This is a genomic window from Caproiciproducens galactitolivorans, from assembly GCF_026672255.1.
Classification (GTDB): domain Bacteria; phylum Bacillota; class Clostridia; order Oscillospirales; family Acutalibacteraceae; genus Caproiciproducens; species Caproiciproducens galactitolivorans_A.
In genome coordinates this window covers 1-24,315 of record NZ_JAPOHA010000001.1, presented here as the reverse complement: position 1 = coordinate 24,315, position 24,315 = coordinate 1, and the positions used below count along the sequence as shown (strand labels likewise).

The window sequence follows — 24,315 nt, the reverse complement described above, 5'->3', positions numbered from 1 at the left end:
AATCTACGATTGCTCTATGATATAATATTATGATGAAATATATAGTAGGCAAATATGTGAATTTTAGGGAGTGCTGAATGGTGATAAATGGAACTGACCTGCGCAACGCTATCATTTCAGGTGCTAATAATATTGTAAAACACAAGACATCCGTCGACGAATTGAATATTTTTCCCGTTCCTGACGGTGACACCGGCACCAACATGTCCATGACAATGAGCTCCGCCGCAAAAGAGCTTTCGGAGAACGGAAACGGCACGGCGGGTGAAATTGCCCATCGGGCTGCTTCCGCCATGCTTCACGGCGCAAGGGGCAACTCCGGCGTTATCCTGTCCCTTTTGTTCCGCGGCTTTTCCAAAGGGTTGGAGGGTATGGAGGAAGTCGGCGGCGCGGATCTTGCCAATGCTCTTGGAATCGGCGTGGAAGCCGCTTATAAAGCCGTTATGAAGCCGACGGAGGGAACCATTCTGACTGTCTCCCGCGTTGCGAGCGAAAAAGGCAAGGCAGCCGCGGCAATTGACGACGACGCCGTGTACGTTTGGAGCGCCATCTGCAAGGGCGCCGCAGAGGCTCTTGAAAAGACGCCGGAACTCCTCCCCGTATTGAAAAAAGCGGGCGTTGTAGACGCGGGCGGAAAAGGCCTGTGCTATATCTTCGACGGCATGCTGAGCGTTTTCCGCGACGGCACGATTCTTGAAAGTGAAATCGACGCGCAGGAAGAAGAGTCTCTGGAAAGCGACTTTTTCCGCAATGCGGCGGCTGAATTTGATCAGGATATCCGTTTCACCTACTGCACCGAGTTTATTGTCGGACGCGACGAGAATTGCAAAAAAGCTCCGCAGGAACTGCGTTCCTATTTGGAAACCATCGGCGACTGCGTCGTGGTTGTCGACGATGAAGAGATCATCAAGGTCCATGTTCACACCGAAGAGCCGGGCAATGCGCTGCAGGCCGCTTTGGCGTTCGGCCAGCTTCTGACCGTCAAAGTGGAAAATATGAAGGAACAGCATCGCAAAGCTGCCGAAGCGAACGACCAGGCCAAAGCAAAAGCTGCTTCCGCCCCTTTAGCCCCCGCTGATCCTGTGGACGAAATCGGGTTTGTTGCAGTTGCTGCCGGCGAGGGCTTAAAAACCCTCTTTACGGATCTGGGCTGCACACATGTCGTCAGCGGCGGACAAACAATGAACCCCAGCACCAATGACATTCTGGCGGCGGTAAAAGCGACCCCCGCGAAAACCGTCCTTGTACTGCCGAACAATAAAAATATCATTATGGCTGCCGAACAGACCGTTCCGCTTGTAAAAGACCGCAAGGTAATCATCCTGCCGACACGCACCATTCCGCAGGGGCTGTCTGCCATGCTGGCTTTCGACCCCGACGCTTCAACCGAATCGAATACCGTCAGCATGATGGAAGCCGCCGGGAACGTGGAAACCGCTACCGTTACTTTCGCCGCGCGGGATTCCGAGTTTGGCGGACATAAGATTAAATCCGGCGACATCCTTGGCCTGAACAACGGCAAGCTGGAACTGATCGAGAAAGACATCGTCCACACCTGCGTGAAGCTGACCCGCTCCATGGTGACCCGCTCTACTTCCTTTATCACCATCATTTACGGCTCGGACGTGACCGAAGAACAGGCAAACGACGCCTACAACCGGATTAAGAGCAAGGTTTCAAACGAAACCGAGGTAACGCTTGTCAACGGCGGACAGCCGATTTATTATTTCATTGTTTCAATCGAATAATGCGTTCGTTATTTTATAAAAAAATACAGGAATTAAAAGGCGTCGGCGAGAAGCGCGCCAGGCTGTTTGCAAAGCTTGGCGCGCCGACCGTCGGCGCTTTGCTGCGTTTTTATCCGCGCGCCTACGAGGATTGGAGCAATCCGATACCAATCCAACAGGCTCCCCTGGACGTTCCCTGCGCCATACGCGGCACCGTTTTGGAACGCCCTTCCGAAACCCGTATCCGCGGCGGTATGACCCTTTATAAGGTGAAGATAACCGACGGCGACAGCGACATGGAGCTCACCTATTTCAACAATCCCTACATTCCGCTGATGCTGAAAGAGGGAGAAGAATATCTCTTTTACGGAAAGGTAAAAGCAAATTTCTTAAAGCGTGAAATGAGTGCGCCTCAGTTTTGCAGCGCGTCGGACTGTCCCGCCGTCCATCCGATCTACCCGCTGACAAAAGGACTTTCCGGCCGTATGATCGAATCTGCGGTAAAGAATGCGTTTGCACTTCTGCCCGACGCAATGCAGGACCCGATTCCGGAAGATATCCGCATGCAGTACGGACTTTGCCAGCTGCGCTATGCCTTGGAAAATATTCACCGGCCCCGCAGCATGGAGGATTTGGGAATCGCGCGGAAACGCCTGGTTTTCGAAGAACTGCTGGTGCTTCAGCTCGGACTGCTCCGTTTAAAAGGCCGCAGCCGCACCGAGAGCCGCCTCAGGCTCCCCCGCGACGACTCGGCGGAATACTTTGCGCTGCTTCCGTTTGAGCCTACAGGGGCGCAGCGAAGGGCCGTAAAAGAAGCCGTCGGCGATATGATGAGCGGCTATCCGATGAACCGCCTGATTCAGGGGGACGTCGGCTCCGGTAAAACCGCAGTCGCGGCGGCGCTTTGCTACTGCGCGGTTCGCAGCGGCATGCAGGCGGCACTAATGGCCCCTACGGAAATCCTCGCCCGGCAGCACTTTGCTACCCTGTCCGGTCTTTTAAAGGGAGTGCGAACGGTGCTTTTGACCGGTTCCCTTACCGCCGCAAAAAAGCGGGCGATTTCCGAAAGCCTTCAGTCCGGCGAAATCCAGCTCGTAATCGGTACGCACGCGATTCTTTCCGAAGGCATTGCCTTTCAGCGGCTTGGGCTGGTCATTACCGACGAACAGCACCGTTTCGGCGTATCCCAGCGCGCCGCGCTTGCCTCCAAGGGCGACGATCCGCACATGCTCGTCATGAGCGCCACCCCCATCCCCCGTACGCTTGCTTTAATGATTTACGGGGATCTGGATCTCTCGGTTCTGGATGAAATGCCGCCGGGCAGGCAGAAAGTCGACACCTATGCCGTTACCGGGGATAAGCGCCTGCGGGCGTTCCGTTTTATTAAAAAGCAAATTGACGCGGGCCGCCAGTGCTATATTATCTGTCCCATGATCGAAGAAGGTCCGAACGACATGGCCAGCGTGAACGAATACGCGGTAAAGACACGCAAAGAATGGCTTCCCGGCTGTAAAATCGGCGTTCTCCACGGCAAGATGAAACCGAAGGAAAAAGAAGCCGTTATGACGGACTTTTCCGAAGGCAGGATTTCCGTGCTGATTTCCACTACGGTCGTCGAGGTTGGCATGGATGTGCCGAACGCGACCGTTATGATGATCGAAAACGCCGAACGCTATGGGCTGTCCCAACTGCATCAGCTTCGGGGGCGCGTCGGGCGCGGAACCGATAAATCCATCTGTATTTTAATTTCCGACGCGCAGAACGAGGACACCGTGGCACGCTTAAAAACCATGTGCCAGACGAACGACGGTTTCCGGATTGCCGAACAGGATTTAAAGCTGCGCGGCCCCGGCGACTTTTTCGGCCATCGGCAGCACGGCCTTCCGGAATTAAAAATCGCCGATATGACGCAGGATATGAACGTTTTAAAACAGGCGCAGGCCGTTGCGCGGGAAATTCTTCGTACGGACGCCGACCTGAAAGCCCCTTCCCACCGCGGACTTCGCGCGGAGGTGCGTCAGCTTTTTGAGAATAAAACGGATTAACACATGCCGTCTGAAATCGATTCCGTTGGACACGCCAAGCAAACCCGTCCTTCGACGGTAACCAAATCATCCGGAACGTCAACGGCGTCAACATAGATATCTGTGCAAAAGGCATGTCCTGAGACGAACTGCTTTCCTTTGCAAAGACCTTTGCATAAGAATATTCTCTGCACAGCACAAAAACAGCCCCGGTTTCGATTACGATTCCGGGGCTGTTCTTTATTCTGAATTATCTGTATCTTTTTCTCTGCGGCTCTTCCACGGGCAATATGTCTTCAAACACGGCGTAATTCCGGTATGTAATTTTCCGGTCGATATGAATGGAACCGAAAAACCATTTTTGAAATTTTACCTGTTTTGAAAGCTGTTCGAAATACGCCTGCAATTGATTCGTACTCTCCGGCGGATTGACCGTATTGGTCATTACGCGGGGAGCCGGCTCATGGGTAAGAATATAATCCACCGTCATATCGGCTGCCGAAAGATTTTTTACACCGGCAGCCATTTCCTCCATGCTCGGCATTTCACGCTCCCACCATTTTCCGGCGGCAATGCGCATTTGCTTTTCCGTACTTTCCCCGCCGCCGAAGGTAAAAATCTTTTTATCCTCTATCGTATAGACCTGACCGCGCATCAGATGGTATAAATTTCCGCTGATATTCCGCACAAGGCCGCCTTTCCATTCGGTTACGGGATATTTTTCAAGGAGGTCGAAGTTTTCATGCGTACCGTCTAAAAATAAAATGTTGTATTTTTTCTTACCCAATTTCCGCAGGTTTTTGTTTTCTTTTGCGTCTCCGTCCCAGATAAAGCCGAAGTCCCCGCAAACAATAAGCGTATCGCCTTTTTTTAATTTTTTTACTTCTCCGGAATCAAAGCGGCACATTTCCCCGTGTGTGTCCCCTGTTATGTAAATCACTTTCAAGCCTCCATCAAAATCTTACAATATTATGAACAATTCCAAACGGACTTTATCTTTTGCAGAATTGCTGTTATACTTATTCATGTTCATGCATTTAACTTTTGTCATTTACTTTAAACATATAATATCACATCGGAGGAAAAAGTTCCATGAAAAAAAAGCTTCTCAAACTATCCGCTTGTTTCCTGACATTATTTGTTTTTTTATCATCGGTTACGGCCCATGCCGCAACGTTTAATATTGGATTTGATACCAACTGCGAAGCCATTGAACTGGTCAATCTGGATACGGACACCATCGTTTACGAAAAGAATCCGGACAAGCGCCGGGAACCGGCTTCCACTACCAAAATTATGACCTTTATTATCGCCAGTGAACAGATCAAGGACCTTGACGGCACAAAAATAACGGTTACCAAACAAGTTGTCGATAAGCTTCTGGGAACGGGAAGCTCGCTTTCGGGAATTAAGGAAGGCGATCAGCTGACCGCGCTCCAGCTTCTGAACTGCATGCTCGTTCCAAGCGGCAACGACGCGGCGCTTGTACTGGCGGATTATGTTGGAAAAGGCGACGTTGATTCCTTCGTGGACAGGATGAATCAAAAGGCAAAGGCACTTGGCTGTACCGGAACACACTTTGCAAATCCGCACGGCCTTCACGATGAGAATCATTATACCACAGCGCGCGACTTGTACAAGATCACAAAATATGCCATGAGCCTGCCGCATTTTACCGAGATCACTTCGCAGACGCGTTACACCTATAAACCGGCCGGCGGCCCCGATGCCGGTAAATCACGTACGCTTTCCACGACCAACTATTTAATCGACCGCAACGCACTGGGCGGCCAGTATTACTACCGCTACGCCCGCGGAATTAAGACGGGGCATCACGATCAGTCCGGTTACTGCCTGGTTTCCTCCGCGACGGCGGAAGGCTACACCTACCTCTGCGTAGCGCTGGGAGCCCCCGACGTAACCGCAAGCGGCAAGGAAATTAAAACACGCGGCGAAATGCTGGATACGGCGGCGCTGTTCCGGTGGGCTTTTCGCAATCTGGAACTGAAAAGCGTCCTGAATACCGGGGATTCGGTTGGCGAAGTGAAGCTGAAAGATGCCTGGAATAAAGACAAATTGCTGCTGGTTGCGGAAAAGAACTACTCCGCCATGCTTCCGAGTAATGTTTCGGCAAGCAGCATCATTGTTACAAAACATATCCCCGATACGATAAGCGCCCCGGTTAAGAAAGGGCAGGTGATCGGTACGGCGACCCTCAGCTATGCCAACCAGCCGCTGACTACCATTAACCTTGTCGCTTCCGAAAGCGTGGAACGGAGCGAACTTCTGCATTCCGCAAATACGGTGAAATCGATTTTCACATCCACCTGGTTTATCGTCGTTGCGATTATCATTGTCCTGCTTGTTATCATTTATATTATTTTAGCTTTAATTTATAACCGTAAAAAGAAAAATCTGCGCCGGGTAAAAAAATACAGGAATATGTAATCAGATAAGCTTAGGGTGAACATAAAATTTAAAGATTAATAGAACCCTCCGGCAGGGAGGGGTAAACTGCAAAAAGCCCCTGCTGCCTTTCGGCAGCAGGGGCTTTAACCATTCAAAAATCGAATTACTTGAGTTCGACTTCTGCGCCGGCCTCAACCAGCTTTGCTTTGATCGCTTCTGCATCGTCCTTGGAAGCGCCTTCTTTAACAGCCTTCGGAGCGCCGTCAACGACTTCTTTTGCTTCCTTCAGGCCAAGACCTGTGATCTCGCGGACAACCTTGATAACCTGGATCTTGTTTGCACCGACAGCCTTGAGGATAACGTCGAACTCAGTCTTTTCCTCAGCAGCGGCAGCAGCCGGAGCGGCAGCAGCAGCAACAGCAACCGGAGCAGCAGCGGAAACGCCGAACTCCTCTTCGAGAGCCTTTACGAGCTCGGAGAGCTCAAGAACGGTAAGGGATTTGACATCTTCAATTAACTTTACAACTTTATCAGACATTGTTAGTTACCTCCAATAATTTAATAATAATATGGGTCCTTATGCGTTGGCAGCCTGTTTCTCTGCAATTGCATTCAGAGCAACAACCAAGCCTTTCATTGTGCCGCTAAGCACAGTAACGAAACCGGTAATCGGAGCATTGAGGCCGCCCAGAGCTTTTGCAACCAAAACCTCCTTGGAAGGCAATTCCGCCAATTCCTTAACTGCTTCCGCATCAATTGCGCCGCCGTCAACGAAACCTGCTTTGATTTCAAACGTCTTGCTTGTTGCGGCAAACTTGGAAAGAATTCTTGCGCTGGCTACGTAATCTTCGTTATTGATCGCAATTGCGGTCGTTCCCTCAAGAATATGGTCAAGGCCATCAATACCGGCGTCTTTCAGTGCAAGACGCAGCAATGTGTTCTTAACAACCATGTAGTTGCTGCCGGCCTCACGCAGTTCCTTACGGAGCTTTGTATCCTGTGCAACGGTTACGCCTTTATAATCGACAATAACACCTGTGCACGCACCTTTCAGGCTGTCGGCAAGAGCGGAAACTACCTGCTTCTTTTTCTCTAAAATCTTCTCACTTGGCAAATGTATTCACCTCCATAGCTGGAATGCGACACATAAAAAGCCCTTCCCACATACCGCGGGAAGGGCGTAAATACACAGCGTGTATGAACAGCTCTCTCCTCGGCAGGCTGGGAAAAACCCATTAAGCGAACGCGCCTGCTGTCTTTGGAATAAAGAACAGCATTAATATACTAGCACAGACCGCAGGGCCTGTCAAGTTTTTTGTGATCAGCCAACCTTGTTCGGGTTAATCCGGACACCGGGGCCCATTGTTGAAGCAACAACGCAGCTCTTAATATACTGGCCTTTTGAAGCGGCCGGCTTTGCCTTTACAATCGCGCCGAGCAGGGCATTAAAGTTTTCGAGCAGCTTCTCACCGCCGAAAGACACCTTGCCGATGGTGCAGTGGATGATATTGGTCTTATCGAGACGATATTCGATCTTACCGGCTTTGGCGTCTGCAATTGCCTTGCCGATGTCACGTGTTACCGTACCGGCCTTCGGGTTCGGCATCAAGCCGCGGGGGCCGAGGACTTTACCTAAACGGCCGACCAGACCCATCATGTCCGGTGTTGTAATCAAAATATCGAAATCCATCCAGTTTTCGTTCTGGATTTTCTGAACCATTTCTTCCGCACCGACGAACTCCGCTCCGGCAGCCTCGGCATCCTTCGCAGCGTCGCCCTTGCAGATGGCAAGTACGCGGACTTTTTTACCGGTGCCGTTCGGCAGAACGATTGCGCCGCGGACCTGCTGGTCGGCGTGGCGGCTGTCTACACCCAGTTTGACGTGAACTTCAACGGTCTCGTCAAATTTGGATGTTCCGGTCTTTACGCAGAGATCAAGTGCTTCGTTTGCATCATAAAGTTTTGTACGGTCGATCAGCTTTAAGCCGTCAACATATTTTTTACCGTGTTTCATTGGTTTTCCTCCCTATTGAGTGGTAAAATCGGAGTAGAAAAGTTCCTCCCACCCGGGTGATCAATCTACGACTTCAATGCCCATGCTGCGCGCGGTACCGGCAACCATGCTCATAGCGGTTTCAACGGAAGCCGCGTTCAAATCGGGCATTTTTGTTTCAGCAATTTTCTTAATCTGCTCGCGGGTAATCTTTGCAACCTTTTTCTTGTTCGGTTCGCCCGAAGCAGTTTCAATTCCGCAGGCCTTTTTAATAAGGACGGCGGCCGGCGGGGTCTTTGTAACAAAAGTAAACGAACGATCCGCATAAACCGTAATAACAACCGGAATAACCAGTCCTACGTCATTCTTTGTGCGCTCGTTGAATTCCTTTGTAAAAGCCATAATGTTGACACCGTGCTGACCGAGAGCCGGTCCGACAGGCGGCGCCGGGGTCGCTTTGCCAGCAGGTATCTGGAGCTTAATAAAGCCCGTAACCTTTTGAGCCATTTTTCTGCACCTCCAAAATTCGTGGTAGATGGCGGAGCGGACGAAAAAATTTATCCGTTCCTCCCACAGGGGCATTGCCCCTCATAATAAGCGGTTTCCCGCATATTACCGTGAATATTATTCCATCGCTTCAGCCTGATCCAACTCAAGCTCAACCGGTGTTTCGCGCCCGAACATGGATACTGTTACACGGACGCGGTTCTTGTCGGCGTCAATTTCCTCAACGGTACCGACGAAACCTTCCAGCGGACCGTCGATAATGTGTACGGAATCGCCGACGCCATAGGACACCTCAACCTGTTTCTGCTCAACGCCCAATTTCGCCACTTCTTCATCCGTAAGCGGAATTGGTTTTGATGAAGGGCCTACAAAACCCGTACAGCCCCGAATATTGCGGACAACGTACCACGACTCATCGGTAAGAAGCATCTTCACCAGAACATAACCGGGAAAAATCTTACGCTCTACGTCACGCCGTTTGTTATCCTTCACTTCGGTAACAGTCTCCGTCGGTACGCGGATTTCCTGAATCAAATCATGGAGCTGACGATTTTCCACGGTCTTTTCAAGATTGGAGGCTACCTTGTTTTCATACCCGGAATAGGTATGAACAACATACCACTTTGCGTCTTCAGGCATAGTAAATCCCTCCGCTTATCCTACTTTGCAATATTCATAATCAAGCCAAGCAGGTTCATGAGCACTGTGTCCAGTCCAAAAATAAACAGGCCGATAATGAATATTGTTGCCAAAACAACACCGGTATTTCTGAAAACAGCTTCCGGCGTCGGCCAAATTATCTTTTTAACCTCGCTTTTGCAGTCGCGGAAGAACTTTGAGATATCCCTGCCTTTTCTAGCAAAAACATTCTCTTTTTTTTCAGTCGTCTCTGGCATTTTTTGTCCCTCCGTCCAGATTACTTTGTTTCTCTGTGAAGAGTGTGTTTCTTACAGAATCTGCAGTACTTGTTCATTTCAAGCCTGTCCGGATCATTTTTCTTGTTTTTCATTGTGTTGTAGTTGCGCTGTTTGCACTCTGTGCAGGCTAATGTAATTTTAACTCTCATGACGGCACCTCCCGTTATACGGAAAAATATTTAGGCCAATTCTGGCCTCAGCCTCCCTCTTAAAAGGGCGCAAAAAAATAACCCCTTTATGAGGTATTTTAATCATAGCATAATCCTTATTGAAATGTCAAGTTTTTTCTGATTATTGGGTGCTATGCCCCCCGCCTGAAGTGCCAAAAAACTTGCCGGGTGCTGAGAAACCGTACCAAGGCGGCAAGCGCGGCAAATGAGGGAACATACTTGCTGTATGGGATCATAAGCATTTTATTTTGCAACCCCCACGCGAAGCCGTTTGGGCGGGCAAAAGGCTCTTTGCAGCCGTCCGCAGAGGAACGTCGTTATACGGGCGGGGAAAAAGGCCAAAGACGCTGTGCGTCCGGGAGCGGCTGCACCCGCCTCATTCCCGGTACTTTTATTTCATATTATTCAGGTTGTCCGCTATAAATCTTTTTTCTTTCTTCTTTTTCTCGGGCTTTACCGTTTTGCCCTTGAATTTTAAACCGGCGGTATAGCTCTTTTTAAGATCGTCGCTGAAAAGCGGCTTCATATTTTCAATCGCGGCAGGATCTTCTATCCCATTCAGGATGACAATAATAATAATGGAACGGACGTCCATGTCGCCGTTTGCATACATATCGTTCAGCAGATCGCAGCAGCGCTTAATGCCGTCCTGTTTTTCGGACTGCGCGCACAGCGCTTCGATTCGGGAAACAAGATGCTCTTTTGCGAACGTAACCGCGCGCACGTCGCCGTATTCTTCCCGCTCCGTATTCAGTTCTTCTTTCAGCTCCGGGAAAATACCGACAAAACGATTAAAGAAGAACACCGGATCGTTTGTATCTTCGTCTTCTTTCTTCCGTTTTTTCTTCGGCTTTGCAACTACCGGCTTCGGCGCACTGACACTTTCCACAAAGTCGTTTACAATGCTTTCCGCCGCCGCCAAATCATCGGCTTCCGGGTCAAAAAGCCAAATTGAAACCGATTTCCACTTCTTGTCCGGCTCACCGTTCTCTATCTCACAGCTTCTAAGTTCAAAACGCTTTTTGTCCTGATTGTAAAGGATGCTGTAAGCGGTGTTCTCCCCTTTATACAGCACATAGCTTCCGCTTTCTTCCCGCTGTTCGCCGGCAGCCCTTGCGAACCCCTGTCCGCTTAACGCAGCGCCGACTTTTTCAGCAATCAGGTCAAATGCCTTCTGCTCCAAAAATATCACTCCTGAATCCAAATTTATAGGATGAATTATTCTTTTTGATTATGTTTATAAATTATACTACATAAACATTTTTTTGTCACCATACAATTTAATTAAATTCCAATTGCGCCTATACCTGCCTTGTGGTATGATATGTATTTGTAGTAATGTGTATAAAATAGGAAAAGAGCGAATCTTTGGAGGATAGATAGAATGAGTAAAAAGAAGATTGCCGTTGTTTTCGGCGGCTGCTCGTCCGAGCATGAAATATCCTGTATTTCCGCGGCTTCCGTTATCAATAATCTGCCGAAGGATAAATACGAGCCTGTTTGCCTTGGCATCACCAGGGAAGGGCGCTGGTACCTGTTTTCCGGCCCGGCGAAAGAAATCGCCGACGGAAGCTGGGAACACAATACGCTGAACCAGCCCGCATTTCTTTCCCCCGACCGGAGCATCGGCGGAATTGTAGCCGACGGCAGAATGGGGTTCGACGTAATCAAGGTTGACTGCGTGCTGCCGGTGCTGCACGGGAGAAACGGCGAGGACGGAACCATACAGGGGCTTCTGCAGCTCAGCGGCATTCCTTTTGTCGGCTGCCGCGCGCTTGCTTCCGCCGACTGCATGGATAAAGCCGTTACCCATACGCTTCTCACTGCGGCGGGCATCCATCAGGCCAAGTACCTTTGGTTTTACGCCGACAAATACAAAACCGGTGCCGCTAAGATCAAAGTAAAAATTGAGGCGAGACTCGGCTATCCGATCTTTGTAAAACCGGCCAACGCAGGCTCCTCCGTAGGCGTCAGCAAGGTCATGAATGAAGGGGAACTGGACGCAGCGGTTGCAAGAGCGGCAAATGAAGATGAAAAAATCATCGTGGAGGAAGCCATCGTCGGGCAGGAGGTCGAATGCGCCGTGCTCGGCAACGCAGAACCGGAGGCATCCGTTGTGGGTGAAATTGCCGCTTCCGCCGAATTTTACGATTATGATGATAAATATAAATCGGGAACATCCCAGCTTTATATTCCCGCGCATCTCGATGAAACGGTTTCGGAGGAAATCCGCGCAACGGCGGTAAGAGCCTACCGCATGCTGGGGTGCAGCGGCCTTTCCCGTGTGGACTTTTTCGTCCGCAACGGCCGGGAGGTCATTTTAAATGAAATCAATACCATGCCCGGTTTCACATCGATCAGCATGTACCCGAAGCTTTGGGAGGCAAGCGGCCTTTCTTACAGCGACTTACTGGATAAATTAATCAAACTTGCTTTTGAAGTAAAGACAAAGTATTAGTTTTTGGAGCGATGGAAAAGAATGGATAACAGACCGATCGGCGTTTTTGATTCGGGACTGGGCGGGCTGACCGCTGTAAAAGAGCTTTTGCGAATCATGCCGAATGAAAATTTCGTCTATTTCGGCGATACGGGCCGCGTTCCTTACGGATCGCGCAGCCGTGAAACCATTATTAAATACGCAAAACAGGATATGGCCTTTTTGCAGTCCAACAATGTAAAAATGATTATCGCCGCGTGCGGTACGGTGAGTTCCGTTGCAAGCGGTATTGGGGACGAACTCAGCCTGCCGTATACCGGCGTGCTGAAACCCACTGCACGAACCGCGGCGTCGGTTACCAAAAACAAAAAGGTCGGCGTTATCGCAACCACAGCGACGATTCGAAGCGGTTCGTACCGAAGGGAACTACAGGCGATTGATCCGCAGATTGAGGTTTTTGAGAAAGACTGCCCGCTGTTCGTTCCGCTGGTGGAAAACGGATTTATTGACGACAACGAGGAAATAACCCGATTAGTTGCACAGCGCTACCTTACTCCCCTGAAAGAAGCGGGTATCGACACGCTGATTCTGGGCTGTACGCACTACCCCATTATCCGCAACATTATTTCCGGCGTTTTGGGAAGCGGCGTAACCTTAATTGACAGCGGCCGCGAAACCGCCCTTTTCTGCGCGGAAACGCTGAAGAAAAAGGATTTGTTAAGCGACCGGACAGAGGAAGGCGACTGCTCCTTTTTTGTAAGCGACCGGGTCGAAGGATTTTCGCAGATTGCGGGAATCTTTTTAGGGCGAAACATCAAGAACGAAGTCAGTCATGTGGATATTGACCTGTATGAAAAGACAAAATACGATTGAAAGCAAAGGAGTAACGGATGCTGGAAAATTACCTTATTTCCATTAAGGGGCGGCAAAGAATCGATGACGAAACCGGCGAGGTCGAGCTGACCACTCTGGGTTCGTACGTCCGAAAAGGCGACAGCCAGTACATTGTTTATAAAGAATATGATACGGAAAACAGCAATGCCGCCAAAACCTCGGTTTTAAAGGTAGACGGCAATAAAAAGGTTACGCTGATGCGCGGAGGCGCGGACCGTACCCGCCTGATACTGGAAAGCGGAAAACGCCATCTCTGCCAGTACGATACGGGCTTCGGAAACATGATGGTCGGCGTATTTACCAGCAAGGTGAAATCCGAGCTGGGCGACCTGGGCGGCAAACTGGAAATCTATTATACCCTGGATATTAACTCGAATTTATCAAGCTTGAACGAGCTGTTTATAACCGTCAAGGAGGCAAATAAAAAAGATGTCAAAAATAGTGCTGCAGGCAACTGATGAACTGAAAAGCGCAATTCAGCGCGCGATTGAAAAAGCCCAGGCCGGCAAAAGCCTGCCCGAGGCGGAAATGCCGCCGTTTACCATAGAAGTTCCGGCCGACCGCGCACACGGCGACTGGGCGACAAACGCCGCCATGGTTTCCGCCAAGGCGTTTCATCTTGCGCCGAGGAAAATCGCGGAAATTATTACAGACAACATCGTGCTGGAAGGCACTTTTTTCGACCGCTTTGAAATTGCCGGGCCCGGATTCATTAATTTCTTTCTGAATCAAAACTTTTATACGCAGGTCTTAAAGGATATTACGTCCAGCGGCGGCAATTACGGACGCAGTGATTTCGGCAAAAAGGAAAAGATTATGGTCGAGTTCGTGTCCGCCAACCCAACCGGCCCCATGCATATGGGAAACGCGCGCGGCGGCGCTCTGGGCGACTGCCTTGCCTCCGTGCTCGACGCGGCGGGCTACGACGTGTGGCGCGAATTCTATGTAAACGACGCGGGCAACCAGATTGAAAAATTCGGCAATTCCCTTTCCGCGCGCTATCTTCAGATTTTCAAAGGCGAGGGCGCGGTGGAATTTCCGGAGGACGGATATCAGGGCGACGACATAAAAGAGCGCGCTTCCGAGTTCGCAGCGGTTTACGGCGACAAATACGTCAATGCGGAACAAAAGGAGCGGGAAAAAGCGCTGATTGATTTCGCACTGCCGAAAAATATCGACAAGATGAAGTCCGACCTGAAAAAATACGGAATCGAATACGACGAATGGTTCCTTGAAAGCCGCCTGCACAACGACGGCGAACTCACCGAAACCATTCAGATTTTGAAGGACAAGGGATTAACCTACGAAAAGGACGGCGCCGTCTGGTACAGCGCGACAAAGTTCGGCGCGGAAAAAGATGAAGTTCTTGTCCGCCAGAACGGAAATCCGACTTATTTTACGGCGGATATCGCGTATCATCGTAATAAGTTCGAGAAACGCGGATTCAGCCGCTGCATCGACGTCTGGGGCGCCGACCACCACGGACACGTGGCCCGTATGAAGGGCGCGATGGACGCGATCGGTCTGGACGGCAGCAAGCTCGACGTTGTTTTAATCCAGCTTGTCCGTCTGGTGAAAGCCGGCGAAGTGGTTCGCATGAGCAAACGTACCGGAAAAGCAATTCAGCTTGCCGATTTGTTGGACGAGGTTCCGGTGGACGCGGCAAGGTTCTACTTCAACATGCGCGAGGCCACCTCGCAAATGGATTTCGACCTTGACCTTGCGGTACAGCAGGATTCGCAGAACCCGGTTTATTACGTGCAGTACGCTCATGCCCGGATTTGCAGCATTTTTAAAATGCTTGCTTCCGAAGGGATTCACCTGCGCGACTGCACCGACGAGGAACTGGCGCTTCTGACCGCACCGGAAGAAATCGAGCTTATCCGTCATCTCTCCGCCTTCACGGGCGAAATCGTCGCCGCCGCGCAGGACTACGATCCCGCACGGATTACGCGTTATGTCATTACGCTGGCGACACTGTTCCACAAATTTTACAACACCTGCCGCGTAAAGGGCGAAAACGAAAGCCTCGCCGCCGCAAGGTTGTATTTATGCAATACGGTATCCATTGTGATCTGCAACGTGCTTTCCATGTTTAAAATATCGGCGCCGGAAAGCATGTAACCGGTTATACGATAGGAGCAATGAAGAGCAATGAGTTTCCCTTTTAAACTGCCCATGCTGCTGGACGGCGCGACGGCCACCAACCTGACCGCGGCCGGTATGCCGAAGGGCGTTTGCCCGGAAAAATGGATTTCGGAAAACCCGCAGAAGCTGTTAAAACTGCAAAGCGATTTTATCGCCGCAGGCGCGCAGGCCGTTTATGCGCCGACTTTCGGCGCAAACCGCGCCTGCCTTGCAAACTACGGACTGGAAAAGGAAACCGCCGAACTGAACAAAAAGCTGGCCGAGCTGTCTTTAAGCATCGCGAAACCGGCCGGTGTGCTGGTCGGCGGGGATCTGTGCCCTACCGGGCTGTTTGTACCGCCGTTCGGTGAAGCGGACTTTGACGATATCTATGATATCTACCGTGAACAAGTCCGCGCTCTGGATGATGCGGGCGTCGATTTCTTTATCATTGAAACACAGACCTCGCTTGCGGATATGCGCGCGGCCGTCTTAGCGGCGCGAACCACCAATCTGCCCGTATTCGTTACCATTACCATCGACGAAAGCGGCCACACGCTGACGGGCGGAAGCCTTCTTCCAACGGTGATTACCCTGCAGGCGATGGGCGCGGACGCTATTGGGCTAAACTGCTCTTTCGGGCCGAAGTCCATGCTGGAATATATTGAAGAAATCCTTCCTCACGTAAGCGTTCCGATCCTTGCAAAGCCAAGCACCGGCCTTGCCATGTGGAATTCTCCCGGCGGCGAAAACGCCCTTTCGCCCGAGGATTTTGCCGAAGAAATGCGCGAAATCATGAAGGCGGGCGCAAGAATCGTCGGCGGCTGCTGCGGCACGACGCCGGAGCACTTGAAAGCCCTGGCGGAGGTAATGAAGGAATTTGCGCCTTTGTTGGAATTGTCCGAACCCGACTGCTATGCCGCCGCAAATGAACGCGAAGCGTTCTTCCTGGGCGACGACATCCTATTCAGCGAACCCATTGAATGCACCAGTTCTCTGGGAGACGATCTGATTGATCTGGACGACGAGCGGGCAAACGCCGCTTTAGTGGAAGTGAACAGCCTGGACGACGCGATGCTGCTCTGCGAAAACAGCACCATGACGCGGCTGCCGATCGCCGTTCACTGCAACAGCCTTCCGGTACTCGACGCGGCGCTTCGCTATTTTCAGGGCAGGCTCATTATTGACTCCGCCTGCTCCATTGAGACCGAACTGATGGAACCGCTCGCCGCAAAATACGGTGCAATCATTTATTAATAAGAAACCGGTCGGAAGCTTTATCGCCCCGACCGGTCTTTTTTATTCTTTTTTCTGATCTTCCGATTCCTTCGCCGCCTTCGGAGTTTCTTCCTCGATCGGTTCTTTCCAGCTTTCAAACGCAAGGAACATCCCGCTGAAAGACACAACGCAGGCTACCGCCGCCGTGGCCAGCGCCCAGCCGGTAATTTCGAACGGGCCGAGCACCATGGAAATCAGCGTCAATACCATTGCTACTTCAAAAAACAGAACGGCCAGTTTTCCGTCGCTCATTCGAATCCCCCGTTTCATTCATTTTCCGATGATAATTCATTACATAAAGCTGCAAGCTGATCCATCGTAAGCTGTTCGGCCCGCGCGTTGGAGGCGATTCCCGCCCGCTCCAGCGCCAAGGCAATGGTTTCACGATGAAACGATAATCCGGACGACAACGCATTGAGAACCGTTTTCCGGCGCTGGCCGAAAGCGGCCTTAACCACCCGGAAGAAATCCTTTTCCTCGTCAACGCGGACGGGCGGTTCCTTCAATACGTTCAGACGGATTACCGTGGAATCCACATTCGGCTGCGGATAAAAGTTTTCGCGTCCCACCTGAAAAAGGATTTCCGGTTCCGCAAAATACCGGACCGCCGCGCTGACGGCGCCGCAGGCGCGGCTGCCGGGCTGCGCGCAGAGGCGTTCCGCCGCTTCCTTCTGCACCATCACTGTGATGGAATGAATGGGCAGCCGTTCTTCCAAAAGCCGCATAATCACGGGCGAGGTAATATAATACGGAAGATTGGCGCAGACGGCAATCTCCTGTCCCGGAAATTCGGTTTCCATCAGCGTTTTTAAATCGGTTTTCAGGATATCGTCAAGAACGATTTTCACATTGCTGAAATCCGCCAGCGTTTCGTCCAAAACGGGAATCAGCCGCTTATCCAGTTCGACGGAAACGACTTTCCCGGCCCTTTTGGCGAGTTCCGCCGTCAGAATGCCGACTCCCGGCCCAACTTCCAGCACGCCGCCTCCGTCCGCGCGGCATTCGGCGGCCATGTGCGGGCAGACATCCGGATTAATCAGAAAATTCTGGCCCAGTGATTTGGAAAAATGAAACCCATGGCGCGACAGCACGCCCTTTATTGTATTCATATCCCATAAATTCATTTTATTTCTCCGTATCTATAAGATTATAAAGAGATCATCCGATCGGCACGATACTTCATACCGGAAAATCCCTTTCATTTCCTCAATTTATGATTATATCATATAAATTCACACAATTCCATTGATTATCCATCGAAAATACAATATGATAAGATTGGTTAAAAAAGAGCGGGAGGTATTCAAATGACTCGAACAGATAAAGAAAATTATTACCTTGATATTGCGGAAACCGTACTGGAACGCGGCACCTGCCTGCGCCGGAATTTCGGCGCCATAATTGTAAAGCATGACGAAATTGTATCTTCCGGCTACACCGGCGCTCCGCGCGGCCGCAGCAACTGCATTGACAAAGGGGTTTGCGTGCGTGAATCGTTAAATATTCCCCGCGGCGAGCGCTACGAGCTTTGCCGTTCCGTCCATGCGGAAGCTAACGCCATCATCAGCGCTTCCCGGCGCGATATGATCGGCAGTACGCTCTACCTCGTGGGCCGGGATATGAAAACCGGCGATTATGTGGAAAACGCTTCCCCCTGCTCCATGTGCAAACGGCTGATTATCAACGCGGGAATCGCGCGTGTGGTAGCACGGAATACGAAAGGCAGTTTTTCCTCGGTTTATGTGGATGAATGGGTGGAAAACGACGAATCGCTGACCGGCAAATTCGGTTATTAACGAAAAAGGGCGCCGCTGCGTTTGCAGCGGCGCCCTTTTTCTTATCGTTTATTTCATTACAACGCGGAGAATTTGTTCCGCAACAAAAACCGCACCGGCGGAGCCCAAAGCAACGGTCAACAGCCCGCGCCCGCGGTAAGCGAGGAAAAGCGCGGCGGCAAGTCCGATGCAGGCCGAGTACAGGTTTGCGGTGGAATACAGGATTTCGGGAAAAGTCATTGCCGCAAGCACGGCGTACGGAACATACGCTAAAAAAGACTTGATAAAACGGTTGTTGATTTTCTTCTTAAAGATCGCAAGCGGCAGCATGCGGATGACATACGTCACGAACGCCATAATGAAAATGCAGGTCAAAATCCGCGGATAATTCATTCCTGCACCTCCGCTTCCTGCACCGGATAGCGTAAGGCGGCATAGGCCGAAGCGATCACCGCGCACACAATAATCACCCAGCCGCTGGAAATCCGGTTTAAATACGGAGTCCATTTAAAAAAGCAGCTCAGGACGACCGAAATCAGGATCACTTTCGCAACCGGCTTTGCCTTTATAGCAGGCGGAATGATGATGGCGATGAACATGCCGTAAATGGCGATTCCCAGCGCCGTGCGCACGCTCCCCGGCAAAAGGCCGGTCGCGGTCGCGCCCAAAAACGTTCCGACCGCCCAGCCGATATAGGGGGTAACAATCAGGCCGGAAAAGTACCGCGCGTTGATGCTGCCCTTCTGCTGCATGGCAACCGCGAAAACCTCGTCGGTCACGCCGAAGGAAAGCACAAACCGCTGTAAGGAGGACATGGCTTCGTCCACCTTTTGGAAGAGGGAAAGCGACATCAGCATATAGCGGATATTAATCACAAAAGTGGTTACGGCGATTTCTATGTACAGACCGCCCGTTAAAATCAGCTGCAATCCCGCAAACTGCCCGGCACTTGTCAGATTGGTCATGGATATCAGGAGTGCGACCCAAACCGGCAGCCCCCCCTGCGTCGCCATCATACCGAACGCAAACGATACGCTGACATAGCCAAGGCAAATGGGTAAACCGTCTTTTAATCCTTTTTGAAAGGTTAGAGCTTCATTTTGCTGCATCTTTCTCTCCCAGTTGTAATACTATTTGTATAATCTCTGTTATAATATACTAATTTAGAGTAATCTGCACACGAAATCTCCCATTTCTTCGCAGGTTACCTTCTGCATTCCGTCGGTATAGATGTCCGGCGTACGGACGGTTTTTAGAATTTCGCAAACGGCGTTTTCAATGCTGTCGGCGGCTTCAGGCTCCTCCAGCGAATAGCGGAGCATCATCGCGGCGGAAAGAATGGTCGCGAGCGGGTTCGCGGTGCCCGTCCCGGCGATGTCCGGCGCGGAACCATGCACGGGTTCATACAGCCCGGCTTTCCCGGAACCGAGGCTTGCCGAAGGCAGCATCCCGATGGAGCCGCTGATCATGGAAGCTTCGTCGGAAAGGATATCCCCGAAGATATTGGAAGTTACAATCACATCGAACTGCTTCGGGTTGCGTACAAGCTGCATGGCGCAATTATCGACATATAAATTGGACAACTCTATATTAGGATACTCCTCTTTTCCGATCCGCGCAACCGTTTTTCTCCAAAGCCGGGAGGATTCCAGAACATTCGCCTTATCCACGCTGCAAAGCTTCCCGTCGCGTTTTGCAGCCATTTCAAAGCCTACCCGCGCGATGCGCTCGATTTCCGGAACGGAGTACATCTCGGTGTCGTAGGCGGCCTGTGCGCCGTTTACCGTCTTTTCGCCGCGCTCTCCGAAGTAAATGCCGCCGGTCAGCTCACGCACGACCATGATGTCAAGGTTGTCGCCGATAATCTCGGTTTTGAGCGGGGAAGCGTCCCGCAGGGGCTTAAAAATAACAGCCGGGCGAAGGTTCGCGTACAATCCCAGCGCACCTCGGATGCCTAAAAGGCCCGCTTCCGGCCTTAAATGGCCGGGCATGGCATCCCACTTCGGCCCGCCGACCGCTCCCAGCAGCGTGGAATCCGCCGCTTTGCATTTCTCAATGGTTTCCTGCGGAAGCGGAACGCCGGTCGCATCAATTGCGCTGCCGCCCAGCAGCGCCTCGTCATAGGCAACCGCAAAGCCGAATTTTTCTGCGGCGCGGTTTAAAACCTTTACCGCCTGCGTTACGATTTCCGGCCCGATTCCGTCCCCTTTTAACAAGACAATTTTATATGTTTTCATCGGTATTCCCTCCTGATTCTTTTGCGCTTTTTGCGCGGTTAATGGCACAGATAATTCCCTTAATGGAAGCAAGGCTGATATTATTGTCCATACCGACGCCGAACAGCGGCTTGCCGTCCGGCCCGGTCAGCTGGATATAGGAAACCGCCTTGGAGTCGGCGCCGCCGGAAACGGCGTGTTCGCGGTAGGAAACGAACTGATACTCCGTTATGCCGACCGTCTCCAGCGCGTGGAAGAAGGCGCTGACCGGGCCGTTTCCTGCGGCGCTGATGGGATGATCCTCATGCTTAAAGCGGATGACCCCTTCAAAATGCACCTGCGTATCGCCGCTGATGTCATTTTCTTCATAAAGCTTATATTTCTTCAGATTATAAGGGTAATTGATTTCCAGATATTCGCGGCGGAAAATATCGAAAACCTCCTGCGGATGAAGCTCGCGTCCCGCTTCGTCGCAGGCAGCCTTGACCATCGCGCCGAACTCCGGATGCATTGCTTTCGGCAGCTCGTAGCCGAAATACTGCTGCATGACAAACGCCGCGCCGCCCTTTCCGGACTGGCTGTTGATGCGGATAATCGGCTCGTATTCGCGCCCGACGTCGGCCGGATCGATCGGCAGGTACGGCACCTCCCAGAACGGGGTACCGCTTTTCGCCATGTAGTCCACGCCCTTTTTGATTGCGTCCTGATGGGAGCCGGAAAACGCCGTAAACACCAGATCGCCCGCGTAGGGGTGGCGCTCATGCACTTTCATCTTTGTGCATCTCTCAAATACTTCGCGGACGTCGTGAATATGGGAAAAATCGAGTTTCGGGTCAACGCCCTGGGAATACAGATTCATGGCAACGACCATGATATCCGCGTTTCCGGTGCGTTCCCCGTTGCCGAACAGCGTCCCCTCTACCCGCTCCGCTCCGGCCATCATGCCGAATTCGGTCGCCGCCGTGGCGGTTCCGCGGTCATTGTGCGGATGAATGCTGATGATCGCGCTTTCCCGGTTTTTCAGATGGCGGCAGAAATATTCGATCTGGTCGGCGTAGCAGTTCGGGGTTGCCATTTCCACCGTATTGGGAAGATTCAGAATCAGCTTGTTTTGAGGGGTGGAGCCGAGCGCATCCATTACCTTTTCACAAATCCGAACGGAATTCTCGATTTCGGTACCGGAAAAGCTTTCCGGTGAATATTCAAAGCGGATATTCGCCCCGCTCTCCTTAATTTCCGCTTCGGTCAGTTCCTTAACCAGCTTCGCGCCTTCCACGGCGATATCGATCACGCCCTGCATATCGGTCTTGAAAACGACCTTGCGCTGGAGGGTTGACGTGGAATTATAAAAATGCACAATAACATTCTTCGCGCCCTTAATCGCCTCAAAGGTTTTCTGTATCAGATGCGGCCTGGCCTGCACCAGCACCTGGATGGCCACATCGTCCGGGATCAAGTCGCGCTCAATCAGCGTGCGCAGGATTTCATATTCCGTTTCCGAAGCGGAAGGGAATCCGATCTCGATCTCTTTAAAACCGATATCCACAAGGGTTTGGAAAAACAGCAGCTTTTCCTCCAGGTTCATCGGATCGATCAGCGCCTGGTTGCCGTCGCGCAGGTCAACACTGCACCAAACCGGCGCTTCCCCTATGACTTTGTCGGGCCATTCACGGTCCGGCAGGCGGATTGGCTGAAACGGAATATACTTTTTGCAGCCTTCATACATCGTCAAACACTCCTTTGTCCGTTTTATTCGCATTTTCGTCAAAAAAGCAACTGAAGCCCATCTTCGGGAAATAAAAAAAGCCCCGAACACAGTCATTCTGTGTTCGGGGCGAATAAACTTATCCGCGGTACCACCCAAATTCAGTTCCGGAAAGGAACCCTCTGCAGCCTCCAACAAGGCTCCGGCCTGTAACGCTGCCGCTGCGTCCGCTTCTAATTTCCATCAAAGCCGGAGGCTCCGGGATGAGCTATACACACAAGGACTTCACGCCGGCTCGCACCATCCGCCGGTTCTCTGCAATGCTTCCGCCTGTGTCTTATTCCCTTCATTGCCTTTGCAATATATTAAATTATTTACTATTATATTTTATGCGGCTGCCCTTGTCAAGGACTTTTTTATTTTTCCTTCTTCCTGCCGTATGCCCTTTCTGCGGCTTCGCGGGCCAAATCCAGAACCAGCTTACCGTCGCCCTGCTCGGAATTTCCCCTTGGAGGAATGGTTTCGTACACTTCGGCAACCATGGAACGCATCCACAGACCCGGCGTAATACGCAGAGAATAGCCGCATCCGCTCTCCGTCAGCCAATCGTAAAAGCTGGCCTTTGGAAGCCCGTAGGCGGAAAGAATCGACATAATTGTGCCGCCGTGGGCAACAATCACGGCGCTGTCCGTGCCGGAACGCAGCATGCCCTCCACAATCTTTTCAAACGCGGCGCACACACGCTGCATAAATACGCCGCCCGATTCGCCGTTCGGCGGGGTTACCGCTTTCCCGCCCGCCATCCATTCGGAAAAGCGTTCGTCCTGCGCCGCGATTTCCTCGGCGGTTTTTTCTTCCCAGTCCCCGAAATCACATTCCCGCAGGTCGTCCACCAGCACCGGCTGCGCCTCCGGGTACAAAATGCGAAGGGTCTGAACGCAGCGTAACAGCGGACTGCAATAGTAAACCTGCGCCTTCGGATACGCACAAATCTGCTTCAGCTTTTCGAGCTGTTCCACGCCCTCCGGTGCAAGCGGCAGGTCTGTGCTGCCGATATACTGCCTCAGAAGATTTCCGTTTGTAATTCCGTGGCGGATGAAATGGATGGTATAGGACTTCATAATCAGTCTCCTTTTATTTCCAAAATTCGATTAATAATCTCAAAATTCATACATAATGAAAGGATTCGCCAAATCAACACGATATCTAGCGGCTTTACAAAGCGTTATATTGGGTATATACTTTACAAGGTGTTAATTTTTTCCACGATTCGACAGGGGATATCGATATGAATAATAGTTTTCCAAGAATTATAACTTTGCTGCGTAAGGAACGCGGATTAAGCCAGAAAAAAGCAGCCGAGGAACTGGATGTTTCACAGGCATTGCTCTCCCACTATGAAAAAGGGATTCGTGAATGCGGGTTGGATTTCGTCGTGAAAGCGGCGAATTTTTATGATGTCTCCTGTGATTATCTGCTCGGAAGGTCTCCGCACCGCAGCGGGGCAACCATTAAGGTGGAAGATATTCCGGAGCCGGATTCCGTCGGCAAGGAAAACGTATTAAAGGGCAGCCTTCTGCCGGTACTGAATAAAAAGCTGATTGCCAATTCGCTGAATATTATATTTGGGATTCTTCAAAAGGCAGGCAACAAGTCCCTGACCTCCGAAGTATCCGCATACCTGAACCTGTCCATTTACAAGAGCTTCCGCCTGCTGTATTCCGCAAATTCCAAAAACCCGCAGGGGATGTTCTCGGTTCCACAGAAACTGAGCGACGGACGTTCCAGCGCCGCGCAGGATATCGCGCTCTCGAACGCCGGATGCGTTGCGGACGGTGAAAGCGTTGAAAACCTGAAAGGGCTGGAAAAGGACAAGCTTCCGGAGCTTTCCCCCGAAAAGATTTCCGAAGAATACCCGCTGTTCGCTTCATCGCTTTTTAATTTGATTCAAAATGCCGAAACGCGCATGGGCGCAAAGAAAGATTCCAAATAAAATTATAACATAGATGAAATAAATTACAACCGGCTCACTGAAATTCAGCGAGCCGGTTGTTTTTTCATGGTATAAAATCCACCAGCTCTGCTGGTGGATAAAAATCTTTAGATATGGACAAAAATAAAGCTCCTGTATATATT

Annotated in this window: 26 protein-coding genes and 1 other annotated feature; of the genes, 10 read left to right on the top strand and 16 right to left on the bottom strand. The window is 51.2% G+C overall.

What is annotated here, in order from left to right:
• Positions 1 to 80: 80 nt before the first annotated feature.
• Together OUY18_RS00130 and recG are read left to right on the top strand one after the other, a co-directional pair.
• A complete protein-coding gene (locus OUY18_RS00130) occupies positions 81 to 1,748 on the top strand; it encodes a DAK2 domain-containing protein (protein WP_268056959.1) in 1,668 nt (555 codons plus the stop codon).
• On the top strand, positions 1,748 to 3,772 hold the full coding sequence (recG, locus tag OUY18_RS00125) for an ATP-dependent DNA helicase RecG (protein ID WP_268056678.1): 2,025 nt from the start codon (positions 1,748 to 1,750) through the stop codon (positions 3,770 to 3,772). The genes OUY18_RS00130 and recG overlap by 1 nt, the downstream gene beginning before the upstream one ends.
• Before the next feature lie 229 nt (positions 3,773 to 4,001).
• Here recG and OUY18_RS00120 read toward each other — a convergent pair whose 3' ends face one another.
• Complete coding sequence (locus tag OUY18_RS00120; RefSeq protein ID WP_268056677.1) at positions 4,002 to 4,691, bottom strand: metallophosphoesterase; 690 nt, start codon at positions 4,689 to 4,691, stop codon at positions 4,002 to 4,004.
• Positions 4,692 to 4,843: 152 nt separating this feature from the next.
• Between OUY18_RS00120 and OUY18_RS00115 the strand changes: the two genes are divergently transcribed.
• Positions 4,844 to 6,199 (top strand): D-alanyl-D-alanine carboxypeptidase family protein, encoded by a 1,356-nt coding sequence (locus OUY18_RS00115; protein ID WP_268056676.1) that lies wholly within the window; start codon positions 4,844 to 4,846, stop codon positions 6,197 to 6,199.
• Positions 6,200 to 6,323: 124 nt separating this feature from the next.
• On the opposite strand, the gene rplL is transcribed toward OUY18_RS00115, so the two are convergent.
• The 8 genes from rplL to OUY18_RS00075 all read right to left on the bottom strand — a co-directional run bounded on the left by rplL (position 6,324) and on the right by OUY18_RS00075 (position 10,930).
• The gene (gene rplL, locus OUY18_RS00110) at positions 6,324 to 6,698 is read right to left on the bottom strand and encodes a 50S ribosomal protein L7/L12 (protein WP_268056675.1); all 375 of its coding nucleotides are present in this window, start codon (positions 6,696 to 6,698) and stop codon (positions 6,324 to 6,326) included.
• 39 nt (positions 6,699 to 6,737) lie between these two features.
• Positions 6,738 to 7,274 carry a 50S ribosomal protein L10 gene (gene rplJ, locus OUY18_RS00105; RefSeq protein ID WP_268056674.1) on the bottom strand — a complete coding sequence of 179 codons (537 nt, stop codon included), beginning with the start codon at positions 7,272 to 7,274 and terminating at the stop codon, positions 6,738 to 6,740.
• 24 nt (positions 7,275 to 7,298) lie between these two features.
• Positions 7,299 to 7,440: a sequence feature (ribosomal protein L10 leader region), on the bottom strand.
• A gap of 41 nt (positions 7,441 to 7,481) precedes the next feature.
• The gene (gene rplA / locus OUY18_RS00100; RefSeq protein ID WP_268056673.1) at positions 7,482 to 8,174 is read right to left on the bottom strand and encodes a 50S ribosomal protein L1; all 693 of its coding nucleotides are present in this window, start codon (positions 8,172 to 8,174) and stop codon (positions 7,482 to 7,484) included.
• Positions 8,175 to 8,234: 60 nt separating this feature from the next.
• Complete coding sequence (gene rplK / locus OUY18_RS00095; RefSeq protein ID WP_268056672.1) at positions 8,235 to 8,660, bottom strand: 50S ribosomal protein L11; 426 nt, start codon at positions 8,658 to 8,660, stop codon at positions 8,235 to 8,237.
• 117 nt (positions 8,661 to 8,777) lie between these two features.
• The gene (gene nusG, locus OUY18_RS00090; protein WP_268056671.1) at positions 8,778 to 9,299 is read right to left on the bottom strand and encodes a transcription termination/antitermination protein NusG; all 522 of its coding nucleotides are present in this window, start codon (positions 9,297 to 9,299) and stop codon (positions 8,778 to 8,780) included.
• Between the two features lie 20 nt (positions 9,300 to 9,319).
• A complete protein-coding gene (secE, locus tag OUY18_RS00085) occupies positions 9,320 to 9,556 on the bottom strand; it encodes a preprotein translocase subunit SecE (RefSeq protein WP_268056670.1) in 237 nt (78 codons plus the stop codon).
• Between the two features lie 20 nt (positions 9,557 to 9,576).
• Positions 9,577 to 9,726 carry a 50S ribosomal protein L33 gene (gene rpmG, locus OUY18_RS00080; RefSeq protein ID WP_038323165.1) on the bottom strand — a complete coding sequence of 50 codons (150 nt, stop codon included), beginning with the start codon at positions 9,724 to 9,726 and terminating at the stop codon, positions 9,577 to 9,579.
• Positions 9,727 to 10,138: 412 nt separating this feature from the next.
• Positions 10,139 to 10,930: a DUF7674 family protein gene (locus OUY18_RS00075; RefSeq protein ID WP_268056669.1), complete on the bottom strand. Its 792-nt coding sequence runs from the start codon at positions 10,928 to 10,930 to the stop codon at positions 10,139 to 10,141.
• A 201-nt stretch (positions 10,931 to 11,131) separates the two neighbouring features.
• Here OUY18_RS00075 and OUY18_RS00070 point away from each other — a divergent pair, with 201 nt between their 5' ends.
• The 5 genes from OUY18_RS00070 to OUY18_RS00050 are packed head-to-tail and all read left to right on the top strand — an operon-like array spanning position 11,132 to position 16,462.
• Entirely contained in the window at positions 11,132 to 12,205 is a 1,074-nt protein-coding gene (locus OUY18_RS00070; protein WP_268056668.1) for a D-alanine--D-alanine ligase family protein, read from the top strand.
• 21 nt (positions 12,206 to 12,226) lie between these two features.
• Positions 12,227 to 13,057 (top strand): glutamate racemase, encoded by an 831-nt coding sequence (murI, locus tag OUY18_RS00065; RefSeq protein WP_268056667.1) that lies wholly within the window; start codon positions 12,227 to 12,229, stop codon positions 13,055 to 13,057.
• A gap of 17 nt (positions 13,058 to 13,074) precedes the next feature.
• Complete coding sequence (locus tag OUY18_RS00060) at positions 13,075 to 13,536, top strand: DUF1934 domain-containing protein (protein WP_268056666.1); 462 nt, start codon at positions 13,075 to 13,077, stop codon at positions 13,534 to 13,536.
• On the top strand, positions 13,508 to 15,202 hold the full coding sequence (gene argS, locus OUY18_RS00055) for an arginine--tRNA ligase (RefSeq protein ID WP_268056665.1): 1,695 nt from the start codon (positions 13,508 to 13,510) through the stop codon (positions 15,200 to 15,202). Before OUY18_RS00060 ends, argS begins: the two co-directional genes overlap by 29 nt.
• Before the next feature lie 30 nt (positions 15,203 to 15,232).
• Positions 15,233 to 16,462: a homocysteine S-methyltransferase family protein gene (locus OUY18_RS00050; RefSeq protein WP_268056664.1), complete on the top strand. Its 1,230-nt coding sequence runs from the start codon at positions 15,233 to 15,235 to the stop codon at positions 16,460 to 16,462.
• A 42-nt stretch (positions 16,463 to 16,504) separates the two neighbouring features.
• Here OUY18_RS00050 and OUY18_RS00045 read toward each other — a convergent pair whose 3' ends face one another.
• Both OUY18_RS00045 and rsmA read right to left on the bottom strand, forming a co-directional pair.
• The gene (locus OUY18_RS00045) at positions 16,505 to 16,735 is read right to left on the bottom strand and encodes a hypothetical protein (RefSeq protein WP_268056663.1); all 231 of its coding nucleotides are present in this window, start codon (positions 16,733 to 16,735) and stop codon (positions 16,505 to 16,507) included.
• Between the two features lie 14 nt (positions 16,736 to 16,749).
• The gene (gene rsmA, locus OUY18_RS00040) at positions 16,750 to 17,607 is read right to left on the bottom strand and encodes a 16S rRNA (adenine(1518)-N(6)/adenine(1519)-N(6))-dimethyltransferase RsmA (RefSeq protein WP_268056662.1); all 858 of its coding nucleotides are present in this window, start codon (positions 17,605 to 17,607) and stop codon (positions 16,750 to 16,752) included.
• A gap of 183 nt (positions 17,608 to 17,790) precedes the next feature.
• On the opposite strand from rsmA, the gene OUY18_RS00035 reads away from it, so the two are divergent.
• Positions 17,791 to 18,279 carry a deoxycytidylate deaminase gene (locus tag OUY18_RS00035; protein ID WP_268056661.1) on the top strand — a complete coding sequence of 163 codons (489 nt, stop codon included), beginning with the start codon at positions 17,791 to 17,793 and terminating at the stop codon, positions 18,277 to 18,279.
• A 48-nt stretch (positions 18,280 to 18,327) separates the two neighbouring features.
• Here OUY18_RS00035 and OUY18_RS00030 read toward each other — a convergent pair whose 3' ends face one another.
• From OUY18_RS00030 to OUY18_RS00010, 5 genes are all read right to left on the bottom strand, one after another.
• Entirely contained in the window at positions 18,328 to 18,651 is a 324-nt protein-coding gene (locus OUY18_RS00030) for an AzlD domain-containing protein (RefSeq protein WP_268056660.1), read from the bottom strand.
• On the bottom strand, positions 18,648 to 19,367 hold the full coding sequence (locus OUY18_RS00025; protein WP_268056659.1) for an AzlC family ABC transporter permease: 720 nt from the start codon (positions 19,365 to 19,367) through the stop codon (positions 18,648 to 18,650). The genes OUY18_RS00030 and OUY18_RS00025 overlap by 4 nt, the downstream gene beginning before the upstream one ends.
• A 54-nt stretch (positions 19,368 to 19,421) precedes the next feature.
• A complete protein-coding gene (leuB, locus tag OUY18_RS00020) occupies positions 19,422 to 20,495 on the bottom strand; it encodes a 3-isopropylmalate dehydrogenase (RefSeq protein WP_268056658.1) in 1,074 nt (357 codons plus the stop codon).
• A complete protein-coding gene (gene leuA, locus OUY18_RS00015; protein WP_268056657.1) occupies positions 20,482 to 22,200 on the bottom strand; it encodes a 2-isopropylmalate synthase in 1,719 nt (572 codons plus the stop codon). The genes leuB and leuA overlap by 14 nt, the downstream gene beginning before the upstream one ends.
• Positions 22,201 to 22,595: 395 nt before the next feature.
• On the bottom strand, positions 22,596 to 23,300 hold the full coding sequence (locus OUY18_RS00010; RefSeq protein WP_268056656.1) for a histidine phosphatase family protein: 705 nt from the start codon (positions 23,298 to 23,300) through the stop codon (positions 22,596 to 22,598).
• 167 nt (positions 23,301 to 23,467) lie between these two features.
• On the opposite strand from OUY18_RS00010, the gene OUY18_RS00005 reads away from it, so the two are divergent.
• Complete coding sequence (locus OUY18_RS00005) at positions 23,468 to 24,172, top strand: helix-turn-helix domain-containing protein (protein WP_268056655.1); 705 nt, start codon at positions 23,468 to 23,470, stop codon at positions 24,170 to 24,172.
• Positions 24,173 to 24,315 lie beyond the last annotated feature (143 nt).

Excerpts from the sequence above, each read along its gene's own strand:
- recG (WP_268056678.1), top strand. The coding sequence starts at position 1,748 with ATGCGTTCGTTATTTTATAAAAAAATACAGGAATTAAAAGGCGTCGGC.
- OUY18_RS00115 (WP_268056676.1), top strand. The coding sequence starts at position 4,844 with ATGAAAAAAAAGCTTCTCAAACTATCCGCTTGTTTCCTGACATTATTT.
- rplL (WP_268056675.1), bottom strand. The coding sequence starts at position 6,698 with ATGTCTGATAAAGTTGTAAAGTTAATTGAAGATGTCAAATCCCTTACC.
- rplA (WP_268056673.1), bottom strand. The coding sequence starts at position 8,174 with ATGAAACACGGTAAAAAATATGTTGACGGCTTAAAGCTGATCGACCGT.
- rplK (WP_268056672.1), bottom strand. The coding sequence starts at position 8,660 with ATGGCTCAAAAGGTTACGGGCTTTATTAAGCTCCAGATACCTGCTGGC.
- nusG (WP_268056671.1), bottom strand. The coding sequence starts at position 9,299 with ATGCCTGAAGACGCAAAGTGGTATGTTGTTCATACCTATTCCGGGTAT.
- secE (WP_268056670.1), bottom strand. The coding sequence starts at position 9,556 with ATGCCAGAGACGACTGAAAAAAAAGAGAATGTTTTTGCTAGAAAAGGC.
- rpmG (WP_038323165.1), bottom strand. The coding sequence starts at position 9,726 with ATGAGAGTTAAAATTACATTAGCCTGCACAGAGTGCAAACAGCGCAAC.
- OUY18_RS00070 (WP_268056668.1), top strand. The coding sequence starts at position 11,132 with ATGAGTAAAAAGAAGATTGCCGTTGTTTTCGGCGGCTGCTCGTCCGAG.
- murI (WP_268056667.1), top strand. The coding sequence starts at position 12,227 with ATGGATAACAGACCGATCGGCGTTTTTGATTCGGGACTGGGCGGGCTG.
- OUY18_RS00060 (WP_268056666.1), top strand. The coding sequence starts at position 13,075 with ATGCTGGAAAATTACCTTATTTCCATTAAGGGGCGGCAAAGAATCGAT.
- argS (WP_268056665.1), top strand. The coding sequence starts at position 13,508 with ATGTCAAAAATAGTGCTGCAGGCAACTGATGAACTGAAAAGCGCAATT.
- OUY18_RS00050 (WP_268056664.1), top strand. The coding sequence starts at position 15,233 with ATGAGTTTCCCTTTTAAACTGCCCATGCTGCTGGACGGCGCGACGGCC.
- OUY18_RS00045 (WP_268056663.1), bottom strand. The coding sequence starts at position 16,735 with ATGAGCGACGGAAAACTGGCCGTTCTGTTTTTTGAAGTAGCAATGGTA.
- rsmA (WP_268056662.1), bottom strand. The coding sequence starts at position 17,607 with ATGAATTTATGGGATATGAATACAATAAAGGGCGTGCTGTCGCGCCAT.
- OUY18_RS00035 (WP_268056661.1), top strand. The coding sequence starts at position 17,791 with ATGACTCGAACAGATAAAGAAAATTATTACCTTGATATTGCGGAAACC.
- OUY18_RS00030 (WP_268056660.1), bottom strand. The coding sequence starts at position 18,651 with ATGAATTATCCGCGGATTTTGACCTGCATTTTCATTATGGCGTTCGTG.
- OUY18_RS00025 (WP_268056659.1), bottom strand. The coding sequence starts at position 19,367 with ATGCAGCAAAATGAAGCTCTAACCTTTCAAAAAGGATTAAAAGACGGT.
- leuB (WP_268056658.1), bottom strand. The coding sequence starts at position 20,495 with ATGAAAACATATAAAATTGTCTTGTTAAAAGGGGACGGAATCGGGCCG.
- leuA (WP_268056657.1), bottom strand. The coding sequence starts at position 22,200 with ATGTATGAAGGCTGCAAAAAGTATATTCCGTTTCAGCCAATCCGCCTG.
- OUY18_RS00010 (WP_268056656.1), bottom strand. The coding sequence starts at position 23,300 with ATGAAGTCCTATACCATCCATTTCATCCGCCACGGAATTACAAACGGA.
- OUY18_RS00005 (WP_268056655.1), top strand. The coding sequence starts at position 23,468 with ATGAATAATAGTTTTCCAAGAATTATAACTTTGCTGCGTAAGGAACGC.